This window comes from Acinetobacter sp. AOR01_HL (assembly GCF_027855455.1).
In the GTDB taxonomy this organism is placed as follows: Bacteria; Pseudomonadota; Gammaproteobacteria; order Pseudomonadales; family Moraxellaceae; genus Acinetobacter; species Acinetobacter baumannii.
Genome location: NZ_JAKTIM010000012.1, coordinates 1 through 17,738, shown reverse-complemented (window position 1 = coordinate 17,738; position 17,738 = coordinate 1). Strand labels below are relative to the sequence as shown.

The 17,738-nt window shown below is 39.3% G+C and carries 16 protein-coding genes and 2 pseudogenes; 2 read left to right on the top strand and 16 right to left on the bottom strand.

Features of this window, described 5'->3' with window-relative positions; genetic code table 11:
- Both MKL62_RS02145 and dmeF read right to left on the bottom strand, forming a co-directional pair.
- Positions 1-900: pseudogene (locus tag MKL62_RS02145) on the bottom strand (IS3 family transposase); the annotation flags it as partial.
- 90 nt (positions 901-990) lie between these two features.
- Complete coding sequence (dmeF, locus tag MKL62_RS02140) at positions 991-1,926, bottom strand: CDF family Co(II)/Ni(II) efflux transporter DmeF (RefSeq protein WP_001175951.1); 936 nt, start codon at positions 1,924-1,926, stop codon at positions 991-993.
- Between the two features lie 55 nt (positions 1,927-1,981).
- Between dmeF and MKL62_RS02135 the strand changes: the two genes are divergently transcribed.
- Positions 1,982-2,251 (top strand): metal/formaldehyde-sensitive transcriptional repressor, encoded by a 270-nt coding sequence (locus tag MKL62_RS02135; RefSeq protein ID WP_000018740.1) that lies wholly within the window; start codon positions 1,982-1,984, stop codon positions 2,249-2,251.
- A gap of 31 nt (positions 2,252-2,282) precedes the next feature.
- Here the strand turns inward: MKL62_RS02135 and MKL62_RS02130 are convergent, their stop codons facing one another.
- From MKL62_RS02130 to MKL62_RS02065, 14 genes and pseudogenes are all read right to left on the bottom strand, one after another.
- Positions 2,283-2,408 carry a YHYH domain-containing protein gene (locus MKL62_RS02130; protein ID WP_000733641.1) on the bottom strand — a complete coding sequence of 42 codons (126 nt, stop codon included), beginning with the start codon at positions 2,406-2,408 and terminating at the stop codon, positions 2,283-2,285.
- A 91-nt stretch (positions 2,409-2,499) separates the two neighbouring features.
- Positions 2,500-3,807 carry an MFS transporter gene (locus MKL62_RS02125; protein ID WP_000895211.1) on the bottom strand — a complete coding sequence of 436 codons (1,308 nt, stop codon included), beginning with the start codon at positions 3,805-3,807 and terminating at the stop codon, positions 2,500-2,502.
- A gap of 80 nt (positions 3,808-3,887) precedes the next feature.
- On the bottom strand, positions 3,888-4,526 hold the full coding sequence (locus MKL62_RS02120; RefSeq protein WP_000282061.1) for a hypothetical protein: 639 nt from the start codon (positions 4,524-4,526) through the stop codon (positions 3,888-3,890).
- Between the two features lie 11 nt (positions 4,527-4,537).
- Positions 4,538-5,251 (bottom strand): HupE/UreJ family protein, encoded by a 714-nt coding sequence (locus MKL62_RS02115; protein ID WP_001165581.1) that lies wholly within the window; start codon positions 5,249-5,251, stop codon positions 4,538-4,540.
- A 5-nt stretch (positions 5,252-5,256) separates the two neighbouring features.
- On the bottom strand, positions 5,257-5,628 hold the full coding sequence (locus tag MKL62_RS02110; RefSeq protein ID WP_000181823.1) for a hypothetical protein: 372 nt from the start codon (positions 5,626-5,628) through the stop codon (positions 5,257-5,259).
- Between the two features lie 11 nt (positions 5,629-5,639).
- Positions 5,640-8,768: an efflux RND transporter permease subunit gene (locus MKL62_RS02105; protein ID WP_000460236.1), complete on the bottom strand. Its 3,129-nt coding sequence runs from the start codon at positions 8,766-8,768 to the stop codon at positions 5,640-5,642.
- 14 nt (positions 8,769-8,782) lie between these two features.
- A complete protein-coding gene (locus MKL62_RS02100; RefSeq protein WP_001041870.1) occupies positions 8,783-10,258 on the bottom strand; it encodes an efflux RND transporter periplasmic adaptor subunit in 1,476 nt (491 codons plus the stop codon).
- 10 nt (positions 10,259-10,268) lie between these two features.
- Positions 10,269-11,468, bottom strand: a complete 1,200-nt coding sequence (locus MKL62_RS02095; RefSeq protein ID WP_000039774.1) for a TolC family protein — start codon at positions 11,466-11,468, stop codon at positions 10,269-10,271.
- A 48-nt stretch (positions 11,469-11,516) separates the two neighbouring features.
- A complete protein-coding gene (locus MKL62_RS02090) occupies positions 11,517-11,972 on the bottom strand; it encodes a hypothetical protein (protein ID WP_002086797.1) in 456 nt (151 codons plus the stop codon).
- A 156-nt stretch (positions 11,973-12,128) separates the two neighbouring features.
- The gene (locus MKL62_RS02085; RefSeq protein ID WP_000589670.1) at positions 12,129-13,025 is read right to left on the bottom strand and encodes a recombination directionality factor; all 897 of its coding nucleotides are present in this window, start codon (positions 13,023-13,025) and stop codon (positions 12,129-12,131) included.
- 212 nt (positions 13,026-13,237) lie between these two features.
- On the bottom strand, positions 13,238-14,281 hold the full coding sequence (locus MKL62_RS02080; RefSeq protein WP_001090272.1) for a YqaJ viral recombinase family nuclease: 1,044 nt from the start codon (positions 14,279-14,281) through the stop codon (positions 13,238-13,240).
- A 168-nt stretch (positions 14,282-14,449) separates the two neighbouring features.
- Positions 14,450-15,493, bottom strand: a complete 1,044-nt coding sequence (locus MKL62_RS02075) for a DUF932 domain-containing protein (RefSeq protein WP_000951122.1) — start codon at positions 15,491-15,493, stop codon at positions 14,450-14,452.
- A gap of 58 nt (positions 15,494-15,551) precedes the next feature.
- The gene (locus MKL62_RS02070) at positions 15,552-15,839 is read right to left on the bottom strand and encodes a hypothetical protein (RefSeq protein ID WP_000058781.1); all 288 of its coding nucleotides are present in this window, start codon (positions 15,837-15,839) and stop codon (positions 15,552-15,554) included.
- A gap of 215 nt (positions 15,840-16,054) precedes the next feature.
- Positions 16,055-16,420, bottom strand: a pseudogene (locus tag MKL62_RS02065) (glycine zipper family protein); the annotation flags it as partial.
- 75 nt (positions 16,421-16,495) lie between these two features.
- On the opposite strand from MKL62_RS02065, the gene MKL62_RS02060 reads away from it, so the two are divergent.
- Positions 16,496-17,704, top strand: coding sequence for an IS256-like element ISAba26 family transposase (locus tag MKL62_RS02060; protein WP_000343018.1), 1,209 nt, complete (start codon positions 16,496-16,498; stop codon positions 17,702-17,704).
- Positions 17,705-17,738 lie beyond the last annotated feature (34 nt).

Below are 17,738 nucleotides of genomic sequence, written 5' to 3'. Positions count from 1 at the left end.
CATTTGATTTCAATACATCAATAAATGCATCACTGGTAAACTGACTGCCTTGGTCTGTATTAAATATTTCAGGTCGACCATATTTTTCAATAGCTTCATTTAATGTTTCTATGCAAAATGTAACCTCCATACTAATCGATACTCTATGCGCAAGTACCTTGCGGCTATGCCAATCAATCACAGCACATAAATAAACAAAGCCTTTTGCCATAGGGATATACGTTATATCCGTAGACCACACTTGATTACTGCGCTGAATAGCCAATCCTTTGAGCAGATATGGATATTTGCGGTGAGCTTGATTAGCCTGGCTTAAATTTGGTTTGCAATATAACGCATTAATGCCCATTTTCTTCATTAAAGTACGTGTATGACGTCGTCCTATATGATGTCCTTGACGATTCAACAAATCACGCATCATACGGCTACCTGCAAAAGGGTATTGCATATGTAACTCATCCATACACCGCATCAGCTTCAGATCTGATGCACTCACAGGTTTTGGGCGATAGTAATAACAACCACGGGAGACTTTCAGCAGCTGAGCTTGCTTAGATACTGAAATCTGAAGTGAGTCATCGATTAACTTTTGTGGTTGAAGCGGCCCAGTTTCTTCAACACACCTTCTAAAAAATCAATTTCTAATGCCTGCTCACCGATTTTTGCATGTAGTTTTTTTAGATCGATGGGTGGTTCTGTTGGAGCTTTTGATTGATCGAAAGCTTGCGAGGAAGCTGAAATCAGTTGATTTTTCCAGTCGATAATTTGGTTTTGATGAACATCAAATTCAGCACTCAATTCAGCAAGTGTTTTTTCTGCTTTAATCGCAGCAAGTGCTACCTTAGCTTTAAAATCATTTGAATGATTTCTTCTTGGTCTACGTGCCATAAAATACTCCATATATTGATGTTTATAACATCATTTGGGGAGCAAAATATCACTTATAAGTGTTGTTCAAATTTCCTGATCCACCTCTAACCATTCAATAATTCAAATAAAATGTATTTCAACACTTGCATGCACAATTTCTTCATGGATAGAGAGTGCCTGTTTCACTACATCTGGTGTTAAATCTACACCTGTACTCTCTAAAGCCAAGATGCAAGAAAACTTGCCTCTACCAACTTTCCAAACATGTAAATCAGTAATATTAACTTGAGGAAATTCCTCTATAACCTCTTTGATTTCATCAACCACAGGGTGAGACATTTCTGCATCGAGTAGTGTCTTTCCTGTCTCATTTAATAATCCCCATGACCATTTAGCGACAAGAATAGCTCCAACTACACCTAATAGTGCATCTAAGAAACTCCAACCAAAATATTTCCCCGCAAACAATGCAACAATTGCCAATACAGAAGTAACCGCATCAGCTACTACATGCAGAAACGCCGCCTTTTGATTTAAGTCATGATGATCGTGGTGGTGGTCGTGTTCATGGTGATGATCATGCTCGTGGTGATGGTGGTGGCCTCCGTCATGTAATAACCATGCACAAACCAAGTTTACCAATAAACCAACAATTGCAATTGGTATTGCCTCATTGTAATGAATATTCACGGGATTCATTAATCGATCGATAGATTGAATACCCATTAAAAGTGCTACAACCATAAGTAAAATAGCACTACTGTACCCTGCTAGAATCTCAATTTTCCAAGTACCAAAACTAAATCGCTGATCATGAGCATAATGTCGGGCCATTCGATATGCGAAATAAGCTAAGCCGAGAGCAACCATATGTGAACTCATATGCCAGCCATCTGCGAGTAAGGCCATCGAATTAAAAATCCATCCCCCCAATATCTCTAGTACCATCATGATTGCTGTAAGAATTGTCGCAATCAGTATTTTCTTTTGTGCTAAAGGATTTCCTTCATCGAATTGATGAGAATGACGACGATCTAAGTTACTATGAAGTTGCATAAATTTTATCTTTCCAAGATACTCCCCCCAGTATATATTTTTTTTAGGAAAAATCATGTCTCATTTGCATCAAGATAAAAAAATACTTAATCGCATCAAGCGGATTCAAGGACAGGTTACTTCTGTTGAAAAGTCATTATTAACACCTGAAAGCTCTTGTCTTGAAGTATTACAACAAGTTGCAGCAATTAAAGGTGCTGTTAATGGGTTAATGCAGCAACTTCTTGAACAACATTTAAGAGAACATGTATTGAAAGGGGATCAAAATTTTGATGAAGAAGAAATGAAACAGTACTTATTATTATTAGATCGTTATTCAAAATGAGTAGAACAAAATGTTCTACTCATTTTTATTATTAATGGCAGTGACGATCCCCTGTCTTGCTATTCGTGTGGCAGCCTGAAGAATCAGTACCACCTGAATGAGCAAAAGCATTTGTTACCGCAAGCCCCATTAAACATACCAAGATTAGTTTTTTCATGTTGTTCCCCTTTTTTTATTGAACAATAAAATAAGCTTATAATTGTACAACAAACAAACGGAATCTTTCTAAGTCATTAGTCGAAAAAGAGTTATTTAGGCCACTTTTCATGATAGTCATCAATAATATATTCATGGACGTGTACTCCATTGATTCGATGCTGCTGCAAATGCTCATGATCTGGAGGTAAATCATCATGACTGTGGGGTAAAAGAGCCTCATCCTGTGATGGCCACAAACGCATTGCAAGTAATAAAGAAATCGTTGCAATCACTGCCATCGGTATAAAAGTTTGTAATGTTCCTATGTTAGTAGTGAGCCATCCAACCAAGGGATAAGTCACTAACCAGCAAGCATGTGAAAACGCAAATTGCGCTGCGAATAGAGAGGTCCTACTCTCACTCGATGCAGATTTTCGAATCAAACGGCCTGTAGGTGTTTGTGAAACAGAATATCCAATACCAAGCACAAACCAAAGTACAAGCAAACCATTATAAGATGTAATGAAATAACCACTTAACAGCCCAATTACAAGAATTGTTGTTCCCGTCAACATCACTGATCGATCTGGGAACTTATCCAATATCTTAGGCAAAATGAAAGCCGAAAGCATTGAACCAAATCCAAATAAACCAAAAGCCCAAGTAGTCGCATTTTCAGTTAGCTTAAATGTCGATTGAACCAATACCACGGTATTTACAATCACTACAGCGCTTGCTGACGCAATTGCTAAATTGAGAGCAAGCAATGCTTTAAGTCTAGGCGTATTAAAATAAATTTTAGCTCCCTGCTTAATACGGCTATAAACACCTCTAAACGCAGGTACTTTGGCAACTGGTAATTTCGCACTTACCACAAACAAAGCAGAACCGATAAAACCTAATACCGTTCCCAAAAATAAGTTGTGATAACTCATCAAAGTTAATAAAAATGCCGCGAGCATCGGACTAATAATATTTTCTAAATCATAGGCCAATCGTGATAATGATAGCGCATTGGTATAGTCTTTTTCTTCAGGTAAAACATCTGGAATCATTGCCTGAAATGTTGGTGTAAATGCAGCAGAAGCAGATTGCAAAATAAAAATGAGAATATAAATTTGCCAAATTTGTGTCACAAACGGTAGACACAATGCTGTTAATGCTCGAATAACATCTAGCCCAACCAATACTTTTTTTCTTGGTAATCGCTCAGCAAATGCAGATGCTATAGGCGCTACACCGATATAAGCAATCATCTTAATTGCCAATGCAATACCAAGAACTTGGGCTGCTTCCCCCTTTGCAATATCGTACGCCTGTAAAGCTAGGGCGATTGTGATTAACCCCGTTCCGATTAGCGCTATTACTTGGGCCAAAAACAAATGCCGATATGTTGTGTTTTTTAGTACTTCTAGCATCTTATGGATTCCTTTTAGAACCTGACTTCTTTAGCAATTGAATCTCCTTGGAATATTATTCCAAGGAGATTGATCAAAACTTAAAAGACTTTCTTCATTTCACTAAACTGCCCTTCTACAAGTAGAGTTACAGTCACTGGATTTTCCGTACGGTTACGCCAGAACCAACCATGCTTGCCATCAAAAGCTGCCTTTAAGACACCCTGCTGAGTTGTTTCATTCTTTCCTTTTCCATAGCCATGATAGAACCCTTTAGGAGCGTTCACTGGATCACCATGGGTATCATAATTAAGACCACCTCCAACAGCTTTCCAGTCAAAGTTGACACTTGCACTTTGTGGCATCGTCAGTTTCACTTCGGTTGCTTGGCCCGGTTTAAGCTCAATACTAATGCTCTCTTTATTAATAGCAGGCATAATCATTTGAGCATTATCAGTTGCCGTTTGAGTCGAAGTTTCTACTGATATTTGTTCAACACTATTCACTGCCTGTGCAGCATTGATACCATTTTCTGACTCTTCAGTTAGTGATTGTTTGATTTCTCCCATTTTCGTTAAACCAAGCACTTTACCCATACCTGTCGGATCAATTGCATACTCCGCAGGCATGACACAGGTAACTAGCACAATAACGGCACTTACGGCAGCAATTGCTGTTGATTTAATTAACTTTTTTGATGAAGGTAATTCGATATCTTTTGGAATTTCAGCGTTATACATAATTTAGATCCTTATTGAGTAATGAAGCCAGTAAGTTGATAGCCAACAAGTAAAAAACCGAGGAACATGAGGAAGACATTGCTTTGATAAGCTGTTTTAAAGAAATAAGGTGTCTTTCTCCAAAACGTCATTAATAACAAGATGATGCACAGAGCCATAAACTGGCCTAATTCAACCCCAATATTGAATGAGATTAAATTTGCCAACAGTCCATCACTCGGAACTTCATATTCCTGAATTTTTACTGCGAGTCCAAAACCATGAATCAGACCAAAAATTAAAGTCGCGATTTTCGTGTTTGGTTGAAAACCAAACCAACGCTGATAAGCCCCCAAGTTATCTAGAGCCTTATAAACAATCGAAAAACCAATGATTGCATCAATGATGTAGGCGTTTATCGAGATATTGTAATAAACACCCACCAGCATCGTAATCGAATGCCCAAGTGCAAATAGGCTGACGTACAAGCCGATATCTTTCATTCGGTATAAGAAGAAGATAATGCCAACAAGAAATAGTAAATGGTCATATCCAGTGACCATATGCTTCGCACCCAAATAGATGAATGGAATCACATGAATGCCATAAATTTCTTGAATATAGCCCTTATCACCTTCCGCTACTCCATGAGCAAAAAGTGTAGGGCTTACCAATGTAATGAATAAAGCAAGTAATAGCTTTATGTAAGCACTTAATTTCACAATGTGTGAAGCAATAATTTGCATGTATATCAAACTCCAAAATTTAAAATGAATTGAAAATCCATTAACTTTTTGGGCGGTTTAAAAATACGACTCACCATCAGATAAACATATTCTTTTGACCAATCTAAAATCGAAATCCCTTTTAAGAGATGAGCTAAAGCGGCCGATTTAAGTACGTCATAGCCAACAAAATGTTCATAGTAATTATCTTGGTGACTATGTGAATGTTGTTGGCTTATCTCATGATGGTGAGAGTTAATTGCATCAATTGAAACGTGTCTCTGAAATTCATTTTCAGTTACATGCTCTTTAAAGTGCAAACATAAAGCGAGACTGATCATGCAGACTAGCAACATCATCACAAATTTGTTTTGTTTATCTCGCAATATATTTGTCATTAAAGATGCCCCTAAACAACCTGTTTAGCAGCTTCGTTTGATTTTCTTGACCTACCTTGGTTAAACCACACATATAAGGTTGGCAAAATAATCAAAGTCAGTAAGGTTGATGAAATAATCCCACCAATAACAACAGTTGCAATTGGGCGCTGAACTTCAGAGCCAATGCCTACGTTTAAGGCCATCGGAATAAAACCTAATGAAGCGACTAAAGCTGTAATCAACACGGGACGGAGTCTTTCCATTGCACCATGTTTCACTGCATCAATGACACTTTCACCTTGAACTCTAAGTCGCTGAATGGCTGAAACAAGAACCAAACCATTCAGCACAGCAACACCCGATAAGGCAATGAAACCCACAGCCGCAGAAATTGAGAATGGAATATCACGTAGTGCTAAAGCAATCACACCACCTGTTAGTGCAAATGGCACACCTGTGAATACCAAGATACTGTTTCTAACATTACCTAAAGCCATATAGATCATGGCAAAGATCAGAATTAAAGCAATCGGTACTACAACCATAAGACGATTTGAAGCAGATTCCATTTGCTCAAACGTACCGCCCCAAGTCAGCCAATAACCATCTGGTAATTTAAAATCAGCATTCAGCTTAGATTGTGCTTCTGAAATGTAACTACCAATATCAGTTCCACGAACATTTGCTGTAATGACGATACGCCGTTTACCATTTTCGCGAGAAATCTGGTTTGGTCCTTGAACGTTTTTTAACTCGATCAATTCTGATAAAAGAACACTCGAACCATCAGCTAAGCTCACAGGAATCTGATACAGCTTTTCTAGATCTGTTACCGAGTTTTGATCCATACGTACCACAATGTCGAACTTTCGATCTCCTTCAAACACCTTACCTACTGTCTCACCTGTGATTAGGCTAGAAACCTGTTTTTGTACATCCTCTGCATCAAGCCCATAGTTGGCAATCATGTCTTTTTTCAGCTCAACAGAAACCATGGGTAAACCAGACATCTGTTCGACTTTAAGATCAGCAGTACCTTTGACTCCCTCTAAAATCTTAGCGGCAGCGTTTGCTGATTCAAGCAACTGCTCTAAATCATCACCATAAATTTTTACGGCAACATCTGTTCGGACACCTGAAATAAGTTCGTTAAAACGCATTTGAATCGGCTGTGTAAACTCATAATTGTTTCCATATACGCCTTTAGATACGCGTTCAATTTCAGCAACAACCGCAGACTTTTCCTTATCAGGATTAGGCCACTGACTACGAGGTTTCAGCATGACAAAGTTATCTGCTACGTTAGGTGGAACAGGATCAGTCGCAATTTCAGCAGTCCCCACTTTGGCAAAAATAGTCTGAACTTCTGGAATTTTCTTAATCTCTTTTTCTAACGTGTATTGCATTTCAATTGCTTGAGTCAACGACGTACCAGGGATACGCAAGGCATGTAGTGCTACATCTCCCTCATCCAAGGAAGGTATAAACTCTGAGCCTAAACGAGTCGAAAGACTTGCACTAAAAACAAAGAAAATAGAGACAAAAGCGATTAGCAAATATCTGTGATTTAAAGACCAATCTAGAATTGGGTTATAAAATCTTTTGATGCCATGGACGATTTTTGACTCTTCTTCTTTAATTTCACCAGTAGTGACCAATGCCACCATTGCAGGGACAAACGTAATTGAAAGAATCATTGCTGCCACTAAAGCCATAACCACTGTTGCAGCCATTGGTGTAAACATCTTTCCTTCAACACCAGTCAGAGTCATTACAGGTAGATACACCAAGATAATGATCAATTGACCATAGAGAATCGCTTTGCGGGATTCTTTAGTCGCCTCAAACACAGTCGTAAAGCGTTCTTGCCTTGTTAAAACTCGCCCAAGCTCTTTTTGTTTAATTGCCAACTTTGCTAAGGAGGCCTCAACAATTACAACAGCACCATCTACAATAATCCCGAAATCTAGTGCCCCAAGACTCATAAGGTTTGCACTAATTTTCTGGTTCACCATACCTGTGATTGTCATCAGCATGGATAAAGGAATGACCAAAGCGGTAATCAGCGCAGCACGGAAGTGACCAAGAAATACAAACAGAACAACGATTACCAGAATCGCACCTTCTAAAAGATTCTTTTTCACCGTCTGTATCGTTGCATCAACCAAAGTTGTACGGTTATAGACAGCTTTTGCTTCCACACCTTCTGGTAATGATTTTTGAACCTGTTGTAGCTTTTGATCAACAGCGTGAGCAACATTTCGTGAGTTCTCACCAATAAGCATGAATGCTGTACCCAGTACAATTTCTTGCCCATCTTTAGTTGCAGCACCTGTACGTAATTCGTGACCAATAGATATTTTGGCAACATCTTTCAATCTGAGGATATAACCATTGCTCGTCGTAATCGGGATATTCTGGACTTGCTCAATCGAGTTAATTTGAGAATCAGAACGAATTAAATACTGTTCACCATTTTTCTCAATATACCCCGAGCCTTTATTCATGCTGTTCTTAGAGATAGCCTCTAAAATTGTCTTCTGATCCAGCCCTATGCTACGTAAATAAGCATAATCAGGTTGAACTACAAATTGTTTGAGATAACCACCAATGGTATTGATTTCATTAACACCCTCTACATTTCGAAGCTGAGGTTTAATCACCCAGTCTTGTAAGGTGCGTAATTCCGTTGGTGAAAGTGGATTAGGATTGTTCTTGGCATTTTCAACGGTATACATGAAGATTTCGCCAAGTCCTGTAGAAACAGGCCCCATAGAAGTTGCAATTCCAACGGGAAGATTTGGTGTCACTCCTTGTAGCTTCTCATTGACTAATTGTCGGGCAAAATAAATATCCGTCCCTTCTTTGAAAATTGCCGTTACTTGAGATAGACCATATCGAGATACGGAGCGTGTATAGTCTAAATTTGGAATACCTGCCAAAGCAGTTTCAATGGGATAGGTCACTTGAGACTCCATCTCCATTGGAGAGAGTCCTTGAGCTTCACTATTAATCTGGACTTGTACATTCGTAATATCAGGGACTGCATCAATCGGTAACTTGAAATAGTTATAAACCCCTAATGCACCAACAAATAAAAATACGATAAGTACAAGCCAACGATTCTTAATCGAGAGCTTAACAATCTGGTCAAACATAGTCGCTACTCCCCTTAGTGGTCATGAGTAGCGCCAGATTTCCCTAGCTCTGCTTTTAAAAGATATGAATTTCCAGCGGCATAAACCTGTCCTACGCGTAATCCAGATTTAACTTCCACATACCCATTGTACTTTTCACCAAGCTCCAGAGGCCTAGCTTCAAAATCATTGCCAACACGAATGAATACAACATCCCAATCACGGAAGCTCTGTAGAGCATCTTCACGCACAACCATCGGCTTCAAACTTTGATTTTCAAAAATTTGGGCCGTGATTAACTGTCCTGAGCGCCACTTAAACTGGTTTGGTACTTCAATAAAGACCTGTGCTGTACGTGTCTTTGGATCAATGACATCACTGATATATTTAATTCGTCCTAAAGCTTCTTCTGTATCCACAGGGCTTTGAGGTTTAACTTTAACCTTATTGTTAGGATTTATAGCATTTAGCCTGTCAGCGGGAACATTAACAACTGCTAAAAGTTGAGAAGTATTTGCGATTTTAAAAATAGGTGTTGAAGAACTTACATTTGATCCAACAGCACCAAGGACTTCTAATATTGTTCCAGACATTGCAGCACGAACTTCAACAGTACCATTACTAGAACCACCATAAGAGTTGATTAAGTTATTCAACTCATTTGCACGAGTTTGTGCTGCGTCAAAGTCTCGTTTTGCTGAAATATAATCAATTTCAGGTGATACACGCTTTTGCCATAGCGCTCGTTCCTGTTCCATTTTTTGACGAGCAAACTGTAGGCTGTCCAAAGCAACTTTACGATCGGCATTCAAACGAATTACATCTTGGCTTTGAACTACAGCAAGTAAGTCTCCCTGACTCACCTTATCACCTAGATTACGGTAAGTTTTGATCAATGTCCCACTGGCTTTAGGCGTAATAAAGCTTTCAAAATTATCAGGAAACTTCAGTTCGCCTTTTAACTCCAAAGCATTTTCAAACATCTTTGATTCAACTTTTAAAAGCTCTAATCCACTGCTCTTAATACTACTGTCCAACATGGTGACACGGCCTTCCTTCGTATCCCATTTCCAAGTATGCTTTTTCCCTTGATAATCAACGTTTATCATCATTAAAAAGGAATGTGGCTCGTAAACAATTTCATTCCCAATTAAGTAATCACTCTCAGGTTGAAATTGAATATTTTGCTCGGCATCCAAACGTTTGATGTAGATATTTGCTGTTAAGTCTTCAGGTTTAAGTAGTTTATCTTTCAAATACCCATAAACACGGAGGTGTGGTTCCACTCCTTCCTCAAATATCTTGACCTCAGCAGAGAAATCTCCATCTCGATATAAACGACCACCGTGAGGCCCTTTCTCATCTCCAGCCACAGCTACTTTTTCTTCGGCGACCTCACCATGTGCGCTCGCTTGTGTTTTATTGCCCGATTTATACCAAGCAATTGCACATAAGACGATAAGTAAGGCAACGACACCAGTTGCAATCAATGTATTGGTTTGTTTATTCATATTCTTGCCCTTATTCTTGATCTAAATGAGTAATGTAGTTACGTTCGACATCTGCAATTTCAGTTTGCAAAGCCAACCACATATCGAATCGAGCAAGATGTTTGTCTAACCAAATTTGCTTAATATTATTGAATTCAAGTAAAGAGTTTTTCCCTGCTTGGTATCCCATTTCAGCAATTCGGAGACTCTCATTTGTTGCGGGCAAAACCGTTTGATCATATTGCTTAATCGCATCAATCAAGTTGGAAACCTCAATAGCCTTGTTTTCCAATTCAATTTTAGAATTACGATTCACAAGCACCGACTGTGTTTCTGCTTTCGTATGCTCTGCTTGAGCGATCGCAATATTGCCTTTATTTCGACTAAAAATATTGAGGGGTATTGATGTCGAAACCTGAAAGACTTTGTCATTGGTTTCTTGGTAGTTTCTAACCCCTACTCCCAAAGTAATATCTGGTATTGCTTCTTTACGAGCCAACTCAAACTGAGCTTTTTTCAGCTTTGAACTTAAAGTTGCTTCTTGCTCAGACAAACTTATTTTGTCTGTGAAATTAAAGCTTAGCGGAACCTCCAATGCACTACTGGGCAGGTTGGAAGTGAACTTAGAACATAGATTTTTCTGGAACTGAATCTTCTTCACTTCATTTTGATGGCGCAATTTCGACTCAGATGAAAGTGCTATGCTTAGTTGAGCATCGGAAGGAATTACTCGCCCGTACTTAAGACGTTCGGAAAGAACGTTAGCTTGTCTGGCATTCAATTTACTCTCAGAAGAATAAATTTCAGCACGCTGAGTAGCTACATACCAGTTCGCCATACAGATTCTTAAATCTGCTTTGAGTTCAGCCTGACGCTTTGCTATTTCGAACTGATTACGATCACCTTGAAAACTCGCAATCTGTTTTCTCAAGGAAAGTTTATTACTGAGGGGGATCTCTTGTGATAGCCCCAGCAAGGTTGTTGGGCCATCCAAATCTTTCAATTTTGAATTACCGAGATTATCCAACTCCATATTGAAAGTCGGATTAATTAATCTGCCAGCAAACTTTTGATTGATTTCATAAGCTTGCTCGGACTGCTGTAAGCTATTGAGTACAGCATCATTTGCGATTACCTGCTTTTGTAGTTCTGCATAATTCGTTTCTGCGAATACATTTGCTGCTGTTGCTACAAATCCACAGGTAAGAAATATCTGATATTTTTTAGACATGACTTTACCTATACAAAAAAATTAAAAACTATTTTTTGTATAGAAAGATCAATTACGTAGGACGATTAAATCTTTAGAGAAAGTATAAGAATTACTAAATACTAGAGGGGATCGCCGCTTTAAAAAGACTCGATAAACGGGCTTTTCAAAAAGCTGGAAAAAGAATAAAACTAGTGGAAGTGCGAAACTAAGAATAAAGATTGGATCTATGCTGAAATCACTATCAGAAGAAATTGGCTTTACTGAATGATGATAGATCGGCTCATCAAAATTCTTCCACGTATGTGCTTCTGCATCATGATCAGCAGAACTTTTTAGAGAATCATCTGAGTGCTGTAAAGACCAATGACTAGAAGCATCATCCTCTACAATGATACTCAACTCATGCTGATGTTCAATATTTTCAAGTAGAACAGGCGCCCACGCATGAACTCCCGTAATTGTTATGGTAAACAAAAACAGGACAAATGCGAGTATAAGCTTAGAAAACCTACTTGAACGCATAGTCATGAACATACTTCTGATTTGCTACCAAAATACTAAAAAGCGTTATTAAAGTAAATCCATCTCTCAAAAATTCTAGGAGTGAGTATTTTCTTATCTACAGTCCAAAATCTGCAAAAAAAAGAGTACAAGTACTCTTTTCTAACTAGGTCCATTTCAATTGAGAGCCTGCACAGAATGCTGCAACCCTTTCTGAATGTCTTGAACATGAGTTAAATCACTAAGCTGCTGACCCTGCTCTGGTTTTGGTTCATTGATATAAAACTCCTCAACAATATCCAGTCCCTCCTCACCTCCTACCTCAAATCTGGCATTACCATAACCTAGCCTTGCCACATGATCTAAAGCCTCCTGATAAAACCCTGCTGTCTTGCTTTGTCCATCGATCTGTTTGGCTGAAGTAATGGCTTCTTGTAGATTGATTCCATCACGTAAGGTTAAGTCCACGTAATAAATTGGGGTACGGTAACTTTGCGTTGTGCTTTTTCCTCGTAAGGTCAGTTGCAATGGCAAACATGAAAGTAAATCACCTGAAGCCGCATGGTAATAACGAAGCCGTGCAGCTAAGGTACGAATGCTATTGAAACCTGTAGTCCTAAAAATGAATGTACCCAACTCATCCGACTCATCTAGATTGACGTAAAGCCGCCCATAAGGCTTGCAGTGTCCACCTTGGGCCAAGGGGCATAAATCAGGTGATGGACATGGATGCTGTTCAACCCCGTTTTGTCCAAGTCGCTGACAGGTTTCACCATTACCAGTACAGATGGGCCGACCAGTTTGTCGGTCGAATAGAGTGTACTCAGCTCGCAAGTTGAGTTCAGGATCATTAAAAATCATCCGGACAGGAATGGTTCTGAGTTTCTGGTTTTGTGCCTTGGCTCTTAGCTGCTCATCCAGTGGGTGTTTCACCCAGCCATCCTTATTCTGAATTTGGCTAGTAATCGTAAATTGATCATCTTTTTCAGGCAGACGTTTACCATTCTTTTCGACCACTTTACCGATACTAATTCTGCCGAGTATTGGCGGTGTAATCGCTAAACCTTTGATCATGTTGTTTGTCCTATAAGTAAAATTTTACTGATTACCCCTTGCTATGTAAGTAAACAGAAATATGAAAAGCTACGACTTCGCAAAAACCGCCATTGTTGGTCTACCGCTCCTTCGGGAGTCGGTAGATCGGGGGTGGTTTTTTTGCGCTTTTGGGAAGAATGGATATTTCATGCATATATAGTTAGCGATATAGATGCATGGTTTTGATCGGGTCAGTCATCATTGCTATAGATTTGAAAACGTCGTGTCCCCACCTTGTTTTGTGGAAACTCATTGATTAGTTCAGGATGCATTTTCAATACAGCCTTATTATCTAAAGCAATGGAGTCTTTAGATCGTTTCCACGTCACTGAACCATTGGCAAAAGTTGCTCGTTCAGCATCTTTCATTAACATCTGAATTTGATGCTTAGTTTCATCAAAGCTGTTTTGGTGTTTTTCAATATGATGCTTTTCTTGAATCAGTTGAGCAAACAACTGATTGGCTTGTTCATTTTGACTGAGATCTTCGACACTGAGTGGAATATGTTGAGGATAGAGTTGCTGAATGGCTTTAGCTGCCGATTCACTGGCATCGACTGAAGGTGGCGTGTCATTTTCCACACACTCCCAAAAGTATCGCTCTGCATTCACAATATGTTGAATGACTGATTCACTGCGTGCCACTTTATAGATACGAGTTTCATGACCACAGATCAGCACACAAATATGCGCTGCCTTTTTGCCTGTTACAGCGAGTTGATGTTGCACCTGACACAATACGTATAAAGGCACACCATCTCGCCATAACTTTGCTCCATATTCCCCTGCGGTTTTGCATTCTAAAATCTGTACTTCCTCACTACCTACCACCGAGTAATCTAAGTTAGCCAGCATAAAATGCTTATCCTCATCAGGATGTTGTAGTACGGCATTGATACGACGAACTTTGTTGTTGGTATGCATGCTGTAGTATTCAGCGACCAAAGGTTCAAGTTGTTTACCCCAATATAAAGGGGCATGACCTGTGCTTTCATCTTCAATGGATTGTTTAACTCGACCTGTCTTGATCATCCACAGTTCTAGCATCGACATATAGGGATTAAGTCCACAGGCTGCGGCACAGTCACTACTGCCAATACCTTGGCGTCTGACTTCAAGCCATTCTGCTTGAGTCATATTCTTTGTATTGACCAAGCGTTTGGCTGTGAATAATTTTGGGGCAATAAATGGGGTACTTGCCTGTTGCATAGATGGATTTAAAATTGCGGTATTCATATTGAAGTCCTGATTATTTTGCTATGTAAAATGATGGGGATCACAAAAAATGGGCATAAAAAAACCACAGCCGAAGCTATGGTTTTAATAATTTTTAAAATTCGAAATTCCATTTAAAAATGCTTAGTTAGGTCTAACTTTCCATGATTGAAAAATGTATATTCCGCACTATGCAAGCATGTTAAGTGCCTGTTCCAATCCTCGTTGTTTGATCGATGCGCCAGCACCAAACCAAGCTGAATCAAGCCGGTGATCGGTACTCATGGCACGACGTTCGTGGTCTATAAATTCTGTGATTGAACACAGTAATCCATAGGCTGTTCCTTTGGCTGAACTTAGCTCCGCACCTCGTCCTTGACCATTAAACATTTCCATAGCTCGACTCATCGATTTGGCATTTGGTTCAGCTTTGTCCTTGCCATTGGCTTGGGCTTGTAAGGCTACATCACGGTAGAACTGGATGATGTTGTCCTCCTGATCCACCACGTTGTTCATTGTGCTGTTATTGAACACGGCATCAAAGTAAGCGGATGCTTCCATCTGACTCACTTTACGTTGTGTCAGTTGCTTCATTTCATACATGTGTTCATCCCATGCACGTACTGAAATACCGAGTTGCTGTTTGACCTTATCAGCATCAAATTTAGTACTGTGTGGAACTTTGACCACACCTGCACTGCTGTTCTGTCCTTTTAAGGCAATCGCTAAAGTATTGTTGCACACTACTCGGATCGAGGTAAATTGTGCGGTGGTGGCAAGGGTTCCGTCACATGCTGTTGCCAAGAGCATATAGCCATTACTGACATCTTTGCCCTTCAACATGGATGTTTGCCCTGTACGTGCTAGTGCCCAGAATTTCTTGCCACCTTTGAGTACACCTGCGGTTTCAAGTTCAAAACCTGATTGCTCGGTGAGGTCACGATAGAATTCTAAAATCTCTCTCGGTTGCACTTCCTGAAAGCGTTGACTGACGACTGACAGTGGAGCATGGGTATCAGAGCGATATAAAACTCGTTGTTCTTCATAAGGCATGATGATGCTTTGCCCACGGTCATTCTGCGCCATATAACTGACATTAGAAGATTCAATCCGCCAATCCATACCTGCCTGCTGTGCCCAGACTTCAATCGGTTGGTTTTGTGTCAGTTGATTCCCTAGTCCGTGCCAAGGGGTTTCTCCGACATACGCCATTTGTTCAAGTTGATGTGCCATAGTTTTATTCCTTTTAATTTGAAAATGAAATTTGAATTTGTGTGGTTACTAACGATCTTTAATGCAAAAGGTGCGCTGGAAACTTTTGGTAGCAGTTGTGGCAGAAGCATAAATTCTGCTGTGGTGGTGTGCTTTGTTCGGTAAATGAATTCAACACACTGCCGAGTACCGTTCCTGCTATTCCACCGACAATCGGTGGCAGATTGAAAGACTTTGCGACCGTGGTTCCCAATGCACCCAATGTGGTCGGTGTGACCAAATTGGTTAAGGTCGTATTTGATTGTTGTGTACTTGCTTCAACCAATATCACATTCGTTGAATGGCAAAAGGGACAGCTCAAGCTCATAGCTCGACTCCTTAAATTTTGTGCATAAAAAAAGCCTGCTCGATGGCAGACTTTGTTTTCATATTTTCATGAAGAACTCAAAAGAGTTTCATGATTCTCATTAGGATATTATGTGTCTGAAATTATTTGGAATAACTTTTAATTTACTAATTCAATTAGTAAATAATCTCTCCAATTTTTTATTTCAAATACAACTATCAATATTATTCCAACACTCAAGCAGGTTTAAGCTGATGAGTACGATTAGGCTGTGCTGAATCAGGTTTGGCAAGTTCCCTATAAATCTCTAATTGACGATTAATTTCATTAATTTTTGGCTGTAGATCAACTGATATAAAATTACTTGACTCATCAATAGCCACCCAACCAGCTTGAACCTTTTCCATTTCATTACCTTTTTGCAACTTATGTAATATCCATTGGTTCAGATGATAGGCACGCATATAAGCTTCATGTTGATAGATCAATAAAGTACTAAAAGTAATAATACGATCAGCATTATTCAACATATGAGTTTCAAAACTTTGTAGCTGTTTGAATAGCACATTTGTTCGATGAACCAATAAATTTTCATTGAACCAGGGACTGTTCTAAATTTTGTGTAAGTACTTAATTTTCATTTATCCTTCAGAGGATAATTACAAAAGGTACTTCACATGGATGAAGCAACAATCAAAAGTATGGCTGCCGAATTGGCTAAAGGTCTAAAAACACCAGAAGACTTAAACCAAATGACAGCAGTCTTTAAAAAATTCATGATTGAAACTGCACTCAATACTGAACTTTCAGACCATCTCGGTTATGAAAAGCATCAGCCCAAGAAAGGCTCAAATAGCCGTAATGGGTTTAGTTCTAAAACCATTACAACTCAAGATGGACAACTGGCTTTAGATATTCCCCGTGATCGAGAAGGTTCATTTGAGCCACAAATTATCAAAAAGCACCAAACACGCATCACCAGTATGGATGACCAAATCCTCTCACTGTATGCAAAAGGAATGACTAATAGGGAAATTGTAGCCTTCTTCAAAGAAATGTACGATGCCGATGTGTCAGCATCTCTCATCAGCAAAGTTACCGATGCTGTGATTGAGCAAGTGACTGAGTGGCAAAATAGAGCCTTAGATAGCCTTTATCCTGTTGTCTATCTTGACTGTATTGTTGTCAAAGTCCGTCAGCACTCCAATGTGATTAACAAGTCCGTATACCTTGCTTTAGGCATCAATATGGATGGGCAAAAAGAATTACTGGGTATGTGGATTGCTCAGACAGAAGGTGCCAAATTCTGGCTGTCAGTCATGACAGAGCTAAAAAATCGAGGAGTACAGGACATTCTTGTTGCCTGTGTAGATGGATTAAAAGGCTTCCCTGACGCGATAGCCTCTGTTTACCCTCATACTGATATTCAACTGTGTATCGTGCATGTTGTACGCAATAGCCTGAGATTTGTAAGCTGGAAAGACTACAAAGCTGTTACGTCGGGTCTGAAAGCGATTTATCAGGCAAGTACAGAGGAAAATGCTTTAAAATCCCTAGACATCTTCTGTGATCAATGGAATCACCAGTATCCCAAAATTGGAGAATCCTGGCGGGCCAATTGGGAAAATATCCGAACGATCTTTAGCTATCCAGCCGAAATACGTCATGCAATTTATACAACAAATGCGATTGAGTCGTTGAATAGCGTAATACGCCATTCAACGAAGAAAAGGAAAATCTTTTCATCTGATGACTCAGTAAAGAAGGTCATTTACTTAGCAACATCAAATGCTGCGAAGAAATGGACGATGCCAATTCAAAATTGGCGTTTAGCAATGAATTGGTTTACGATTCAGTTCGATGATCGATTAAAAGATCATTTATAAAAAATGGAACTTACACAAAATAATTTACAGGCTC

Coding starts and splice junctions, on each gene's coding strand:
- dmeF (WP_001175951.1), bottom strand. CDS start 1,926: ATGCAACTTCATAGTAACTTAGATCGTCGTCATTCTCATCAATTCGAT.
- MKL62_RS02135 (WP_000018740.1), top strand. CDS start 1,982: ATGTCTCATTTGCATCAAGATAAAAAAATACTTAATCGCATCAAGCGG.
- MKL62_RS02130 (WP_000733641.1), bottom strand. CDS start 2,408: ATGAAAAAACTAATCTTGGTATGTTTAATGGGGCTTGCGGTAACAAAT.
- MKL62_RS02125 (WP_000895211.1), bottom strand. CDS start 3,807: ATGCTAGAAGTACTAAAAAACACAACATATCGGCATTTGTTTTTGGCC.
- MKL62_RS02120 (WP_000282061.1), bottom strand. CDS start 4,526: ATGTATAACGCTGAAATTCCAAAAGATATCGAATTACCTTCATCAAAA.
- MKL62_RS02115 (WP_001165581.1), bottom strand. CDS start 5,251: ATGCAAATTATTGCTTCACACATTGTGAAATTAAGTGCTTACATAAAG.
- MKL62_RS02110 (WP_000181823.1), bottom strand. CDS start 5,628: ATGACAAATATATTGCGAGATAAACAAAACAAATTTGTGATGATGTTG.
- MKL62_RS02105 (WP_000460236.1), bottom strand. CDS start 8,768: ATGTTTGACCAGATTGTTAAGCTCTCGATTAAGAATCGTTGGCTTGTA.
- MKL62_RS02100 (WP_001041870.1), bottom strand. CDS start 10,258: ATGAATAAACAAACCAATACATTGATTGCAACTGGTGTCGTTGCCTTA.
- MKL62_RS02095 (WP_000039774.1), bottom strand. CDS start 11,468: ATGTCTAAAAAATATCAGATATTTCTTACCTGTGGATTTGTAGCAACA.
- MKL62_RS02090 (WP_002086797.1), bottom strand. CDS start 11,972: ATGCGTTCAAGTAGGTTTTCTAAGCTTATACTCGCATTTGTCCTGTTT.
- MKL62_RS02085 (WP_000589670.1), bottom strand. CDS start 13,025: ATGATCAAAGGTTTAGCGATTACACCGCCAATACTCGGCAGAATTAGT.
- MKL62_RS02080 (WP_001090272.1), bottom strand. CDS start 14,281: ATGAATACCGCAATTTTAAATCCATCTATGCAACAGGCAAGTACCCCA.
- MKL62_RS02075 (WP_000951122.1), bottom strand. CDS start 15,493: ATGGCACATCAACTTGAACAAATGGCGTATGTCGGAGAAACCCCTTGG.
- MKL62_RS02070 (WP_000058781.1), bottom strand. CDS start 15,839: ATGAGCTTGAGCTGTCCCTTTTGCCATTCAACGAATGTGATATTGGTT.
- MKL62_RS02060 (WP_000343018.1), top strand. CDS start 16,496: ATGGATGAAGCAACAATCAAAAGTATGGCTGCCGAATTGGCTAAAGGT.